Source organism: Stenotrophomonas sp. G4 (assembly GCF_003428825.1).
Taxonomy (GTDB): Bacteria; Pseudomonadota; Gammaproteobacteria; order Xanthomonadales; family Xanthomonadaceae; genus Stenotrophomonas; species Stenotrophomonas indicatrix.
Genome location: NZ_CP031741.1, coordinates 350,761 through 365,539 on the forward strand (window position 1 = coordinate 350,761; position 14,779 = coordinate 365,539).

Here is a 14,779-nt window from a genome sequence, read left to right on the forward strand (position 1 = left end):
TACCATGGGTGTCTGTTCCCGATCCTGCCAGGTGCGCGTCGATGACCGCAGATCCCAGCATCCACACCATCGATACCGGTTTCCAACGGCCTGATTTCGATGCCGCCTACCTGATCATCGAAAATGGTCGTGCTGCGTTCGTCGACTGCGGTACCGGCCTGTCGGTACCAGCGATGCTGCAGGCCCTGGCCGACAACGGGCTGGGCGTGGAGGCGGTGGACTGGCTTCTGCTGACCCACGTGCACCTGGATCATGCCGGTGGCGCTGGCCTGCTGATGCAGCAGTTGCCCAATGCGCGCGCGGTGCTGCATCCGCGCGGCGCGCCGCACATGATCGATCCGACCCGGTTGATCGCCGGTGCCACCGCCGTCTATGGCGCTGAGGAAATCGCCCGCAGCTATGGCCGGATCGAAGCGATTCCCGAGCAGCGCGTGGTGGTGGCTGACGACGGCCAGCGCATCGACCTCGCCGGCCGCGAGCTGGTGCTGCTGCATACCCCGGGCCACGCGCTGCACCACTACTGCGTGTGGGATGCGCGCAACCGCAGCTGGTTCACCGGCGATACCTTCGGTATCTCCTACCGCGAGCTGGACAGTGCGCAGGGCGCTTTCATCTTCCCCACCTCATCGCCGGTGCAGTTCGACCCGGACGCGATGAAGGCGTCGATCCAGCGCATGCTCGGTTACGCACCGCAGGCGATGTACCTGACCCATTACGGTCGCGTGGAACAGGTCGAAAAGCTGGCCGGGGATCTGTTCGAACAGATCGATGCGATGGCGGCAATCGGCCGCCAGTGCGACGGTCGCCCCGATCGCCATCGCTGCCTGCTGGCCGCGTTGCAGGCGCTGTACCTGGAGCGTGCACAGCAGCATGGCTGCGCGCTGGACCAGGCTGCAGTGAGCGAAGTACTGGCGATGGATATCGAACTCAACGCGCAGGGCCTGGCCTGCTGGCTGGACCGTGTATCGCGCTGACCTGCGCACGCCCTGGCGGCGGAGATCCGCTGCGCCCCTGGTAGATCCACGCCATGCGTGGATGGCACGGTCCCGGGCCGCGCCGCGATGTCACGACCACGTTACACTCTGGTGACTTTCAAGCTAGCCGTGGTGTTGCCGTGAACCCGATGCGCGTGTTGCTGCTGTCGTCCTGCCTGTTCGTCGGTGGCCTGGCCCATGCGGCCAATGACCTGCCCGGCGGCGGCATCGATCCGCAGGCGCTGTCGCGTCATGTGCGCGTGCTGGCATCGGACGAATTCGAAGGCCGTGCACCGGCCACCGAAGGCGAAGAACGCACCGTGCAGTACCTGATCGAGCAGTTCCGCAGCTATGGCCTGCAGCCGGGTGGCGTGGACGGCAGCTGGGTACAGCCGGTGCCGCTGGTGCGCGCGCAGCTGGACGGCCAGGCCAAGGCCAGTCTTGCCCTGAAGGGCGGCAAGCGCGCGCTGGCCAATGGCGTGGACGTGACCCTGCAGAGCCTGCAGCCGCGCAAGCGCGTGCAGATCAAGGAGGCGCCGTTGGTGTTCGTCGGCTACGGCATCGACGCGCCCGAGCGCCACTGGAATGACTACAAGGACGTGGACCTGCACGGCAAGATCGCCGTGGTATTGATCAACGATGCCGATTTTGAAGCCGACGCGCCAGGTGCGTTCGATGGCAAGGCGGTGACCTACTACGGCCGCTGGACCTACAAGTTCGAGGAAGCCGCGCGCCGGGGTGCCGAAGGCGTGCTGATCGTGCACGAGACCGCACCGGCCGCCTATGGCTGGGCCACGGTGAAGAGCTCGGGCACCTCGCCGCTGTTCGACATCGAGCGCGGCCAGGCCGAGGCGATGGCCCAGCACACGCCGCTGCGTGGCTGGATGCAGCGTGAGCTGGCCGAACAGATCTTTGCCGACGCCGGCCTGGATTTCGATGCCGAGAAGCGCAAGGCGATGAGTGCGGACTTCCGCCCGGTTGCGCTGGACAACGCGAAGCTGAGCGTCGATTTCGCGCTCAAGCGCGAGCAGGTGGTGACCCGCAACGTGGTGGCCAAGCTGCCCGGCGGCGAGCACGCCGATGAGGCGGTGATCTTCTCGGCGCACTGGGATGCCTTCGGCATCGGCCAGGCCGACGCCAAGGGCGACCGCATCCGCCGTGGTGCGATCGACAACGCCACCGGCGTGGCCACCGTGCTGGAACTGGGCAGGGTGTTCGCCGCCGGCCCGCAGCCGCAGCGCACCCTGTACTTCGTCGCCCTGACCGCCGAAGAGAAGGGCCTGCTGGGCGCCAGCTACTACGCCGCGCACCCGCTGGCGCCGCTGGACAAGACCGCTGCGGTGCTGAACATCGAAATGTTCAGCCCGGATGGTGCCACCCGTGACATCGCCTCGTGGGGCAAGGGGCGGGTGTCGCTGGAAGGCGACCTGGAACGCGTGGCCAAGGCCCGTGGCCGCAGCTACAGCCCGGATCCGAACCTGGAAGCCGGCTTCTTCTACCGTGCCGACCACTTCGCCTTCGCCCGCCTGGGCGTGCCGGCGATCACCATCGGCCCGGGCCTGGACAAGCTTGAGGGCGGCGTCGAGGCCGGTCGCGCGCTGCGCGAGAAGTACTTCGCCGACTGCTACCACCAGGCCTGCGATGCATGGACGCCGAGCTGGGATCCGGCGGGCCACGCGGCCGACACCCTGCTGGTCTACGACCTGGGCGCCGAACTGGCCAACAGCCGTCGCTGGCCGCAGTGGGAGAAGGAATCGGAATTCCACGGCGCCCGCGAGAAGAGCGAAGCCGCCCGCCGGTAAACGCACGGCAATGCCGGCCGCTGGCCGGTAACCTCCAAACGCACGGCAACGCCGGCCGCTGGCCGGCAACCCCCAAACGCATGGTAGTGCCGGCCGCTGGCCGGCAACCTCATGAACCTTCCGAAAGGATGTGCAGTTGCCGGCCAGCGGCCGGCACTACCGCATCTCCAGCCACGCGGCGGCCACCGGCATTGCACCGGTGGCCGCGATCACTACGGCGCGCTTACTTGCGCGTGCCGTCGAGCCAGTTGGGGCCCTTGTTGGTGAGGAAGAACACATAGACCACCAACGATACCGCGATCGTCGCGGTGACGTAGATGGCGAACCAGTCCACGTGGCCGGTCTTCAATGCGCCCTGGTACAGCAGCGGCGCGGTGCCGCCGAACAGCGAGTTGGCCAATGCATAGCCGAAGCCCACGCCCAGCGCACGAATGTGGGTGGGGAACAGCTCTGCCTTCACCACGGCGTTGATGGAGGTGTAGCCGGTGAGGATGACAAAGCCCAGTGCCAGGGTGAGGAAGGCGAGGGTGGCATCGTGCTGGTGCGGCAGCTGGGTGATCAGGTACCAGCTGTACAGCACGCCGCCCACACCGAAGAACACCAGCAGGCTCTTGCGGCCGATGATGTCCGACAGCCAGCCGCCCACCGGCTGCAGCACCATCAGGAAGGCCAGCACACCCAGGTTGATCAGGGTGCCGGTCATCGGGTCGTTGCCGGCGAAGGCGCTCTGGATCATCTTCGGGCCGTTCACCGAGTAGGTGTAGAAGGCGATGGTGCCACCGGCGGTGATCAGGAAGCACAGCAGCAGCGGACGCCACTGGTGCACGAACAGTTCGTACATCGAGCCGGACTTCTTGTCCTTGCCCTCGCGCGCGGCTTCGATGGAGGACTCCGACAGCGACTCGTCCATGCCACGGCGCAGCCAGAACACGACCACGGCGGCGATGCCACCGATGCCGAAGGCGATGCGCCAGCCCCATTCGGAGATTTCCGGCTTGGCCCAGAACGTCAGCATCACGAACAGGGTCAGCTGGGCCAGCACATGGCCGCCCACCAGGGTGACGTAGTGGAACGAGGACAGGAAGCCGCGGCGGCCCGGAATGGCGGCCTCGGACATGTAGGTGGCGCTGGCACCGTACTCGCCACCGGTGGCGAAGCCCTGCAGCAGGCGCGCGAACAGGAGGATGATCGCCGCCCAGATGCCGATGCTGGCAGCGGTGGGGGTGATGGCGATGATGAACGAGCAGAAGGCCATCAGCGTGACCGACACGGTCAATGCAAGGCGACGGCCATGACGGTCGGCGAAGCGACCGAAGAACCAGGCACCGATCGGGCGCATCAGGAAGGTCGCGGCGAAGATCGCCCACACGTACAGGGTGGAGTTCTTGTCTTCAGGCGAGAAGAACTGCGATTCGAAGTACACGGCGAACACCGAGTACACGTAGACGTCGTACCACTCCACCAGGTTGCCGGCGGAGCCTTTGAGGGTGTTGGAGATGGAACGCCGCAGGGCGGCGCCGTCGGTGCTGGGGACAGCGGATTGGGACGTAGTGCTCATCCGGGTGGGGATCCTCGATGCGGTGCGTCCATGCGGGAAATTGCGCTGCCAGGCGCGCGGTGCGCTGCCGGCCAGCCTCCTTGGTACTGCATCCCACGTCAACGCCGGGTGCCGGAAGGGGCGGGCGGGGCATGGGTGGATGACAGCGTGCCACTACCTGGACTGCCGGACCATAACCAAAACGTCCTAAAATCCGTCTTCCCCCGGCTCCTTGGTGTGTCATGTCGGCTCCCCCCGTTCCATCTGCGGCTGCCCCCCGGGGCGGCCTTGTCGTGCTGGCACTGCTGCTGGTCTATGTGGTCTGGGGTTCGACCTACCTGGGCATCGCCAAGGCCCTGCATGGCGGCGCGCTGCCACTGACGATGGTCTCCGGCAGCCGGTTCATCATTGCCGGCGGCCTGATGTACCTGGCGCTGCGCCTGTTCTGGAAGATGCCGCGGCCGAGCCTGCGGCAGTGGCGCAACCTCGCCATCATGGGCGTGACCATGCTGGTGCTGGGCAACGGCATGGTGGTGCTGGCCGAGCGCGAGGTGTCATCCGGCCTGGCCGCCACCGCGGTGGCCTCGGTGCCGCTGTGGATGGCGCTGTTCTCGGCCCTGCGCGGGCAGCATGCCAGCAAGGGCGAATGGCTGGGCATCGCCGTTGGCTTCGTCGGCGTGGTCTGGCTCAACGCCGGCAGCAGCCTGACCGCATCGCCCACTGGGCTGGTGCTGCTGCTGATCGCGCCGGTCGGCTGGGCGTTCGGCTCGGTGTGGGCACGCGGGCAGGACCTGCCGGGGCCGTTCATGACGGCGGCCGGGCAGATGATCTGCGGTGGCGTGCTGCTGGTGCTGATCGGCCTGGTCGTCGGCGAGCGCCCCACCACCCTGCCCGACAGCGGTGGCCTGCTGGCGATGGCCTACCTGTGCGTGTTCGGTTCGATCGTGGCGTTCACCGCTTACGTCTGGCTGCTGCAGAACGTGCGCCCGGCGCTGGCCGGCAGCTATGCCTACGTCAATCCGGTGATTGCTGTCCTGTTGGGGGCCGCATTGAATGGTGAACGCTTTGGTTGGCGCGACTTCCTGGCCATGGCGGTGATACTTCTGGGTGTGGTGGTACTGACGATGGCAAGGACACGCAAGCGATGAGCATGGACGAGAAAGAACAGCGACGGGGCCTGTTGATCACTGCCTCCACCTTCGTGCTGTGGGGGCTGGTGCCGGTGTACTGGCATCTGCTCAACGAAGTGCCCTCGTTCCAGATCATTGCCCATCGCATCATCTGGAGCGCTGTGCTGGTGGTGGCCTGGCTGCTGATCGCCTCGCGGCTGGGCTGGTGGAAGAAGATCGCCGCGCAACCGCGCGCGCTGCCGATCCTGGCGGTATCGAGCCTGACCATCGCCTTCAACTGGGGCCTGTACATCTGGGCGATCAACGCAGGGCATGTGATCGAAACCAGCCTGGGCTACTTCATCAACCCGCTGGTGAACGTTCTGCTGGGCGTGCTGGTGCTGAAGGAGCGCCTGCGCCGCGTGCAGTGGCTGGCGGTGGCCATCGCTGCGGTGGGCGTGGCCTGGCTGACCATCGATGCGGGCACGCCGCCGTGGATCGCGCTGGGCCTGGCGTGCTCGTTCGGCCTGTACGGCCTGCTGCGCAAGCTGGTGTCGGTCGATCCGGTGGCCGGCCTGGGCGTTGAAAGCCTGTACCTGTTCCTGCCCGCGCTGGGCTTCGCGCTGTGGTCGGAAAACGGCCATGGCGGTGGCTTCTTCGGTGGCTGGGGCTGGGCCAACGACCTGATGCTGATCTTCGGCGGGGTGATCACGGCGGTGCCGCTGATCGGCTTCGCCTACGGGGTCAAGCGCATCCCGCTGTCGCTGGTCGGCATCCTGCAGTACATCGCACCGAGCCTGCAGCTGCTGCTGGGCGTGTTCTTCTTCCACGAAGCGTTCGACACGGCCAAGGCGATCGGCTTTGCCGCGATCTGGGCCGGCCTGGTCCTGTACGTCGGTGACAACGTACGGGCGATGCGCGGCGCGAAACGGTAGCGCCTCCGGGGTCAGATCCCTTCGCGATGCAAAGGGATCCGACCCCGCAAAAAAGAACGGCGCCCCGAGGGGCGCCGTTCTGCTTCCATCCACGGCCAGGAGAGAGTTGGCCGGGGCGGGAACGCGGTTGCAGGCTTAGAAGCGCTGCTGGTACTTCATGTACATGAAACGACCGATGTCGAAGCCACCGTAGTAGGTGAAGCTGCTGTTGGGCTGGCTGTACATGATCGGACCCTGGTGGTCGAACACGTTGTTCAGGCCCAGCGACACGGTGCCATCCCACGGCAGGCTGTAACGCACCTGCAGGTCGTGGAAGGTGTTGGAACCCACCTTGCGGCTCGGCTGTGCATCGGTATACGGCGAAACAAAGTCGGCCATGTTGCAGTCCGGGCCGCCGTCCAGATCGTACGAGCAGGCTTCCTTCATGCCCGAGTAGTAGCGGGCGGTCCAGCCGATGCCCAGATTGCCGAACTGCCAGTCCAGGTTGACGGTCGAACGCACGCGGAAGTCACCGGCCCAGCCCACGCGCTGCTCCACCGGGGTGGTGGCGGCGCTGTCGTTGCGCTGCTCCAGGTAGTCGGTGTAGGTGGTGTTCCAGTTGATGGCGAACTTGCCGTATGCGGTCTCCGGCAGGCGGTAACGCACACCGATGTCATAGCCGGCGGTTTCGCGGTAGCCGGCGTTGACCAGCGAACGATCCAGCGCCGAAACCTGGCCGCGGGTGGCCGCAGCGGTGGAACGGGTGAAGCGACCGCATGCCGAATCCACGCCCTGCACGTAGCACTGGTTGAGGATGTCGGTAGCCGACTCGCCCACGATAGCGTTGTCGATGCGGATCTTCCACCAGTCCAGGCTGACGTCCAGGCCCTGCACGAATTCCGGGCTGTAGACCAGGCCGACGGTCCAGGTCTTGGCGGTTTCCGGCTTCAGTTCCGGGTTGGAACCCGAGTTGAAATCGGAGGTGGCCTGCTGGCCCGGGCGGTTGGCAAGGTTGCCGTCCGAACCGGTCTGCTGACGGAAGTTGGCAGGCACGTTCAGCGCCTGGCAGCGTGCTGCCACGGTCGGGCTGCTGGCGGCGATGCCGAACTTCGTATCGCACGGATCAGTGAACGAATCGCGGCTGGAAACCGCGCCGCCGTAGAGATCGTCCACGGTCGGTGCACGGAAGCCGGTGCCGTAGGTGGCGCGTACCAGCAGGCTGTCGATCGGCTTCCACTTCAGGCCGAACTTGCTGTTGGTGGTCGAGCCGAAGGTGTTGTAGTCGGTGTAGCGACCGGCCAGGTCCAGCGACAGCTCGCGGGCGAAGGCCATGTCGGCCAGCAGCGGCACCTGCATTTCCAGGTAGACCTCGTTGAGCGAGTAGTCGCCACGGGTCGGCTGGCCGGTGGTGCCGGCGATCTGGCCCTTCTGCACCATCAGGTCCGGGGTGTAGCTGGCTTCTTCGCTGCGGTGCTCAACGCCCATCGCGCCCATGATGTCGCCGGCCGGCAGGGTGAACAGCGAGCCGGAGATGTTGGCGCTGGCGACCTTGGTGGTGCTGCGCATCTTGTCGACGAAGCGGGTGAACAGGTAGTCCTGCACGTCCTGGTTGCCCAGCGAGCCCGGGCCGGTGTAGCCCATCGGCGCAGCCGGATTCCACGGCACGCAGCCGGCGATCACCGCACCCGGCGTACCGCAGCGGGCCACGTCGCCGTCCATGAAGGACGGGCCGACGGCCAGGTTGACGTTCGGCTGGTACATGCTGCCGGTGCCAACGCGCTCGCCTTCATTGCGGTTGTACATGTAGCTGACGTTCCAGTCCCAGTAGCGCGAACCGGTTTCGAAGCTGCCTTCCAGGCCGAGGCTGGCACGCTTGGTTTCCAGCGTGTTCTCGGTACCGCGCGGCAGCTCTTCGGTGCGGTGCGAGAACAGCACGTCCTGGCCCCATTTGTTGAAGGTGCTGTCCTTGGACAGCGCAGCGCGCGTGCCGTTGCGCGACTGCGCAGCCGAGACCGAGTACGGGTAGCCGGCCAGGTGCTTGGTCGACTCGCGCTTGCTGTACAGCGCATCGGCGACGATGCGCAGGTTGTCGGTGATCGAGAAGCCGCCGTTGGCGAACACCGAGGTGCGCTCCAGGCCGCTCAACAGGCTCATGTTGGTCTTGGCGTTGGCGCCGTCAGCCGGATCCGGCGTGTGGAAGTTGCCGGCGCTGCTCGGGTCGCCGCCCGGGCCCACGGTCAGCGGCTTGCCACCGACGGTGACCGTGCCCCACTGGGTGGTCGGGCTCAGCGCGTCGACGTCGTCGGCATGGCGCGGGCCACCCGGGTAGCGGCTGAACGCGCGCGCATCGCCGAGGATCTCGTCTTCCTTGGTGCGCTCGGCGCCGACGCTGAACCAGCCGCGGTCGAAGGTCTTGCCGAAGGTGGCGCTGTAGGAGCGCTTCTGGCCGTCGCCTTCACCGTACTGGCCGACATAGACGCTGGCTTCGCCACCGTCGAAGTTCTTGCGGGTGATGATGTTGACCACGCCGGCGATGGCGTCCGAGCCGTACAGCGCCGAGGCGCCATCGGTCAGCACTTCCACGCGTTCCACGATCGCCGACGGAATCGAGGCCAGGTCGGAGTAACCGCCGGCGCTGACGCCCATGCGGCGGCCGTCGATCAGCACCAGGCTGCGTTCCGGGCCGAGGTTGCGCAGGCTGACATACATGCCGCCGAAATCGCGCGAGGAGCTCAGCGAGGACGAACGGCTCAGGCTCGGTGCGCCGGCTGCCGTGACGTCCTGCAGGATGTCGGCAACGTTGACGTAGCCCTTCTTCTCGATGTCGGCGCGGTTGAGTGCCACCACCGGCTGCGCGGTCTCGACACTGGCCTGGCGGATGCGCGAGCCGGTGATCTCGATGCGGTCGAGGTTGGTGGGGGTATCGCCGGCTTCCTGTGCGAAAGCGGGCGTGGTGCAGCTGGCGGCCAGCGCGATGACGATCGCGTTGCGCAGCGGGGTGGTCTTCAGGGACATCCGTGAAATCTCGTGTTTCAGAAAAAACATGCGTCCGTTCTATGGACGCGTGGGGTGCTGCAAACCAACGTGGGGGCCGGATTCTAGAGTGTTTTCATCGGTAACTGTTTGTCCGCGCGCGCTGTAACGCTGCGAAAATGAATCGCAACCAACAATCCACAGGTGCACTGTGCGCAAGGTCACGCGCGCTGCGTCTGCGATGGGCAGAGGCACCGATAGCGGCGGTGTTTGCGCAATCTGTAATCGTTGTTGCGTGCGTACACGCATCCATCCACGCCATGCGTGGATGACGTGCAAAGAAAAAGGGACGGAGCCTTCGCCCCGTCCCCTGCGCAACGTTCATTCAATCAATGCGTGATGCTCAGGTCTCGCGCAGCGCCGTGGTGATCGGCAAGCGTGCCGCGCGCAGCGCCGGGAACAACCCGCCCACCAGGCCGATGCCCAGCGCCCATTTCAGCCCGCTCCACAGCAGTTCCGGCGATACATGGAACTTGAACACCACCGCGCTGAAGTTGCTGCCGATGGTGGACACGCTGTAGCCGTTGAACAGCAGCCATGCCACCGCGCAGCCAAGCAGTCCGCCGAGCAGGGCCAGCAGCATGGTTTCCAGCATCACCGCAGTCACAACCGGCAGGCCACGGAAGCCGATCGCACGCATGGTGGCGATCTCGCGTGCGCGCGTGGCCACGGCGGCATACATGGTGTTCAGCGCACCAAACACAGCGCCTACGGCCATGATGGTGCCGATCACCTTGCCGAGGATGTCGATCAGCTTGGTCAACCCACCACCCTGCTTGCTGTAGTAGACGCGGGTGGTCTCCACGTCCAGCTTCAGGCGCGGATCGGCGGCCACGGCGGCCTTGAACTGCTCGAAGCCGGCCTTGCCGTCGGTACGCACGCTGATCGACTGCCAGGCACTGCGCTGGTAGGTGGTGGCCAGCGTGTCGGCGTCGGTCCACAGTTCCGAGTCATGCGCATCGCCGGTAGCGAACACGCCCACGACCGTCCAGGTCTGGTTGCCCAGGGTGAGCGTCTTGCCAACATCCATGTCGCGGAACTGGCTCCTGGCGCCCTGGCCGACCACGATCTCGCGCAGGCCCGCGGCGAACCGGCGGCCTTCGACGATCCTGACCTTGTCATGCACGGCCCATGCCTGCGGGCCGACACCGCGGAACTGCGCATTGACGTCGGTGCCATCGGCCTTGGACACCAGGTTGACCACCTGCGAGAGTTCCGGCGACAGCAGTGGCCGCCCCTGCGCATCGCGGGTGATGCCGGGCAGGGTGGACAGCGTCGGGACCTGTTCGCGGGTGATGACCGAGTTGGTCTCGGCCTGCGAACCGCCGCGCAGCACGATCGCGGTGGTGTCATCGCCGGTGTTGTTGAGCGTGGCCTGGAAGCCTTCGCCCATCGCCAGCATCGCCACCAGCACGCCGACCACGCCGGCGATGCCGACCACGATCACCGAGGAGGCACCCCAGCGTTGCGGCAGGCTGGCGATGCCGATGCGGGTGGCGGCCAGGGCCAGCCGACCACTGCGGGTGAGCGCCAGCCACAGCCCCAGCAGCACCGCGATGGCAGCGACGCCGATCCACGGCAGGCTGATCCAAACCACCAGGCCAACGACCAGCAGCAGCACGGTCACCGCGTTCCCCAGCCACTTCTTGAGCTTGTTCATGTCGGTGTCCTCTTCAGCGGCCGGCGAGCGCGTCGACGATCTTCAGGCGCTTGGCGCGCAGTGCGGGCAGCAGCCCGACCACGATGCCGATCACCACGATCAGGACGATGCCCACCAGCCAGGTCGGCGTCGGTACGTGCGGCGGCAGCATGCCCATGCTCTTGGGGCTGATGGCCGGCAGGATCAGCGCCGCCAGGCCCATGCCGATCAGTCCACCGAGGCCGATCAGCAGCACCGATTCGACCATCACCAGGGTCAGCACCGTGCTGTCCTTGAAGCCCAGCGTCTTCAGCGTGGCCAGTTCCGGAACGCGCTCGCGCACCGCCTGGGCCATGGTGTTGCCGGTCAACAGCAGCAGGGTGAAGAACACCGCGCCCATGATCGAGGTGACGATCATGCCGATGTCGGCGAACTGTTTCACGAACGCCTGCTGGAACGCCGATTCGGTCTGCGTCTTGGTTTCGTGGTCGGAATTGGCCGAGATCGCATCGATGGCCTGCGCCACCCTCGACGACTGCTCCGGGTTGTCCAGCGTCACCGTGTACCAGCTCACCTGGTTCTTGATGTAGTCGTTGGACTCATCGAAGTACTTCCAGTTCATCATCAACTGGCGTTCTTCATTGGCCGCCAGTGCGCGATCCTTCGAGCGGTAGATGCCCTTCAGCTCCAGCGGCCAGTCGTTGCTGCCGCCACGCGGGAAGATGGTGGCCTGCAGCGGGATGGTGTCGCCGATCTTCCAGCCGAACTGCTTGGCCAGCGTCTCGCCGACGATGGCGCCGGTACGGGTCTGCTGCCAGTCCTGCAGCTGCGCCGGGTCGATCTGCAGCTCGCGGTAGACATCGAAGTAGTTGGGCGCCACCGAGAAGTTGGGGAAGAAGTTCTTCTGGTCCTGGTAGATGCCGCCGAACCACATGCCGTAGGTGACATCGCGCACGCCGCTGACCTGGCGGATCTGCGTTTCCAGGCGGATCGGCAGCGACTGGGTGATCGACAGGCGCGAAGCCACCACCAACCGGTTGGCACCTTCCACGCTGCCACCGGACGAGAACGCCACGCGCACCGAGTCGAGCATGCCGAACAGCAGGAACGCGGCCACCACCGACAGCAGGGTCAACAGGGTGCGGGTGCGGCTGCGGAACAGCTGCGCCCAGACCAACGAGAAGTATTTCATCGCTGTGGCCTCCGTCAGTGGGCCAGCGGCGCGTCGGCCAGCTCGCCCTTGTCCAGGTGCACCGTGTGGGTGGCGTACTCGGCAGCCTTCGGGTCATGGGTGACCATGATGATGGTTTTGCCGTGTTCGCGGTTGAGCTGCTGCAGCAGGCCCAGGATCTCTTCGGCGGACTGGCGGTCAAGATCGCCGGTGGGTTCGTCGCAGATCAGGAAGGTCGGGTCGGAGACGATCGCGCGGGCGATCGCCACGCGCTGCTGCTGGCCGCCGGACAGTTCGTTGGGGCGATGGCTGCGGCGGTCGGCCAGGCCGACCAGGGTCAGCGCGATCTCGGCATTGCGCTTGCGCTGCGCCGCGCTGAGGTGGGTCAGCAGCAACGGCAGTTCCACGTTCTTCTGCGCGGTCAGCATCGGCATCAGGTTGTAGAACTGGAACACGAAGCCGACATGGTGGCTGCGCCACGTCGACAGCTGGCCGCCGCTCATCTGGTCGATGCGCTCGCCTTCGATGCTGATCTCGCCGCCGGTGGGGTTGTCCAGGCCGCCGATCAGGTTGAGCAGGGTGGTCTTGCCGGAACCGGACGGGCCCATCAGCGCGACGAAATCGCCGCTGGCGATATCCAGGTCGATGCCGTGCAGCACCTGCACCTTTTCGGGGCCACGCTGGTAGGTCTTGGTGATGTTGCGCAGTGAAACCAGGGTCGACATGGGTGGTTCTCCACGAAAGGCGGGAAACGGGGATGCGTCCCGGCCAACGGCCGGCACGCGTCGAACAGTGGTGCTTTCCAGCGGTACTGCCGGTGGCGCCATGCGGGCGCCGGGCCGTTACTGCGCTTGCTTCTGCTTGACCCTGGTGCCGTCGCGCAGGGTGTCCGGCGGGTTGACCACCACCGACTCTCCTGCGCTCACGCCCTTGAGGATCTGGCGGTCCTTGCCCATCGTCTGGCCCGCCTCGACCGTGCGTTGCTGCACACGGTTGTCATCGCCCAGTGCGAAGGCCACCGACGCGCCCTCACGCTCGACCACCGCAGTGGCCGGAACGCGCACGCCCTGCGGCTTGGCTTCGGTCTGCGGCTTGGCCTGTTCCAGGAAGCTGACCCGCACGCCCATCTCCGGCACGATGCGCGGGTCTTTCACCTTCAGTGCCACCCGCACCTTCACCGTGGCCTTGCCGCGGTCAGCGGTGGGAACGATGGCGATCACCTCGGCCGGGATCTTCCAGTCGGGGTAGGCGTTGAGCGTGGCTTCCACCGGCATCTTCGGCTGCACGCGGCCGATGAAGGCTTCGCCGACCTCGACTTCGATCTCCAGCGATTCCATGTCGACGATGGTGCCGATGCCGGTACGGGTGAAGCCACCACCGGCCGACAGCGGCGAGACGATTTCGCCGGGCTGCGCGGCCTTGGCGGTGACCACGCCGGAGAACGGCGCGCGCACGATGTTGTTGTCCACGCCAAGGTCGGCGATGGACAGCTGATCGTTGGCAACCTTGACGTTGCGTCGTGCGGTTTCCAGCTGCGCACGCAGGCTGTCACGCTGGGCCACGGCCTGGTCGTACTGCGAACGCGAGACCAGCTGCTGGCCGACCAGCGCCTGCAGGCGGCTGGCTTCAGCGGCGGCCTGCTTCTGCTGGGCTTCCAGGCCGACCACCTGGCTGCGTGCGGCCTGCAGCTGCGAGGCGTACAGGTTGCGCTGCGCGTCGGCATCGATCGGGTCCAGGGTGGCCATGATCTGCCCCTGTTCCACCCGCATGCCTTCTTCGATCATCACCTCGCGCACCTTGCCGGTGATCTTGGCCGACACCGTGGCCATGCGCCGGGCGACCACGTAGCCGCTGGCGTCGAGCACCGAGCTGCTGGCGCTGCCCTGCTGGATGGCCACCGCCGGCGCGGTGTCCACTTCCACGGTGGGTGCGCGGCCGAACAGTGCGAATGCACCACCGGCCAGCAGCACGATGATCACGGCCACGGCGATCCACAGCCAGCGGCGGCCACCACTGCCGCCACTGGAGGCGGGCGGCGACTTGCGGTCGATACGGAGTTCCTTCAACAGCTCGGCAGAAGCGTTCATTCGTTCCATCACAGGCGTTTGGGCGGGTGTGACCGGAAGGGCAGGCAGCGGCGGTTCCGGCGGTGGAGCGTGCGGCACAGCATGAAGGCAGGTGCATCGGCGATGGCAGTGACAGCTGTCATCCGATGTCATTGACGGCGGCAACTGCGAAATGTGACCACGGCGGCACAGGATGGCAACGTCCCCGCTACCGGTACCGCCCATGGATACGATCGCTCCGTCGCTGGCCTGCCTGCAGCAGGTGCAGGTGCGTTACCGCGACCATACCGCCCTGCACGGCATCGACCTGCAGGTGCGCGCTGGCCAGGTACTGGCCCTGCTGGGCCGCAACGGTGCCGGCAAGAGTACCGCGATCAGCGTGCTGTTGGGCCTGCGCCGTGCCGACGCCGGCCAGGTCGAGCTGCTGGGCGGTGATCCGCAGCAGCGCGATCAGCGGCTCGGCCTCGGCGTGATGCTGCAGAGCACCAGCCTGTCGCCGCTGCTGCAGGTGGATGAACTGGTGGCGCAGGCGCG

General features: G+C 66.4%; 10 protein-coding genes and 1 pseudogene. 5 read left to right on the forward strand and 6 right to left on the reverse strand.

Annotated features, from left to right (window positions below; translation table 11 throughout):
- The first annotated feature begins 41 nt into the window (after positions 1–41).
- Together D0Y85_RS01560 and D0Y85_RS01565 are read left to right on the forward strand one after the other, a co-directional pair.
- The gene (locus D0Y85_RS01560) at positions 42–974 is read left to right on the forward strand and encodes an MBL fold metallo-hydrolase (protein WP_117309306.1); all 933 of its coding nucleotides are present in this window, start codon (positions 42–44) and stop codon (positions 972–974) included.
- 149 nt (positions 975–1,123) lie between these two features.
- The gene (locus D0Y85_RS01565) at positions 1,124–2,776 is read left to right on the forward strand and encodes a M28 family metallopeptidase (protein WP_025878338.1); all 1,653 of its coding nucleotides are present in this window, start codon (positions 1,124–1,126) and stop codon (positions 2,774–2,776) included.
- 223 nt (positions 2,777–2,999) lie between these two features.
- Here the strand turns inward: D0Y85_RS01565 and D0Y85_RS01570 are convergent, their stop codons facing one another.
- Complete coding sequence (locus D0Y85_RS01570; protein WP_032978271.1) at positions 3,000–4,334, reverse strand: MFS transporter; 1,335 nt, start codon at positions 4,332–4,334, stop codon at positions 3,000–3,002.
- Positions 4,335–4,555: 221 nt separating this feature from the next.
- Between D0Y85_RS01570 and yedA the strand changes: the two genes are divergently transcribed.
- Together yedA and rarD are read left to right on the forward strand one after the other, a co-directional pair.
- Complete coding sequence (gene yedA / locus D0Y85_RS01575) at positions 4,556–5,461, forward strand: drug/metabolite exporter YedA (protein WP_117309307.1); 906 nt, start codon at positions 4,556–4,558, stop codon at positions 5,459–5,461.
- Positions 5,458–6,357: an EamA family transporter RarD gene (rarD, locus tag D0Y85_RS01580; RefSeq protein ID WP_117309308.1), complete on the forward strand. Its 900-nt coding sequence runs from the start codon at positions 5,458–5,460 to the stop codon at positions 6,355–6,357. Before yedA ends, rarD begins: the two co-directional genes overlap by 4 nt.
- A 135-nt stretch (positions 6,358–6,492) precedes the next feature.
- Here the strand turns inward: rarD and D0Y85_RS01585 are convergent, their stop codons facing one another.
- From D0Y85_RS01585 to D0Y85_RS01605, 5 genes are all read right to left on the reverse strand, one after another.
- Positions 6,493–9,351, reverse strand: coding sequence for a TonB-dependent receptor (locus D0Y85_RS01585; protein ID WP_117309309.1), 2,859 nt, complete (start codon positions 9,349–9,351; stop codon positions 6,493–6,495).
- Between the two features lie 361 nt (positions 9,352–9,712).
- Positions 9,713–11,029 carry an ABC transporter permease gene (locus D0Y85_RS01590; RefSeq protein ID WP_093821259.1) on the reverse strand — a complete coding sequence of 439 codons (1,317 nt, stop codon included), beginning with the start codon at positions 11,027–11,029 and terminating at the stop codon, positions 9,713–9,715.
- A 13-nt stretch (positions 11,030–11,042) separates the two neighbouring features.
- Entirely contained in the window at positions 11,043–12,200 is a 1,158-nt protein-coding gene (locus D0Y85_RS01595; RefSeq protein WP_117309310.1) for an FtsX-like permease family protein, read from the reverse strand.
- 14 nt (positions 12,201–12,214) lie between these two features.
- Positions 12,215–12,904: an ABC transporter ATP-binding protein gene (locus tag D0Y85_RS01600; RefSeq protein ID WP_025878346.1), complete on the reverse strand. Its 690-nt coding sequence runs from the start codon at positions 12,902–12,904 to the stop codon at positions 12,215–12,217.
- A gap of 117 nt (positions 12,905–13,021) precedes the next feature.
- Positions 13,022–14,266, reverse strand: a complete 1,245-nt coding sequence (locus D0Y85_RS01605; protein WP_117309311.1) for an efflux RND transporter periplasmic adaptor subunit — start codon at positions 14,264–14,266, stop codon at positions 13,022–13,024.
- A 202-nt stretch (positions 14,267–14,468) separates the two neighbouring features.
- On the opposite strand from D0Y85_RS01605, the pseudogene D0Y85_RS01610 reads away from it, so the two are divergent.
- A pseudogene (locus D0Y85_RS01610) lies at positions 14,469–14,777 on the forward strand (ATP-binding cassette domain-containing protein); the annotation flags it as partial.
- Positions 14,778–14,779 lie beyond the last annotated feature (2 nt).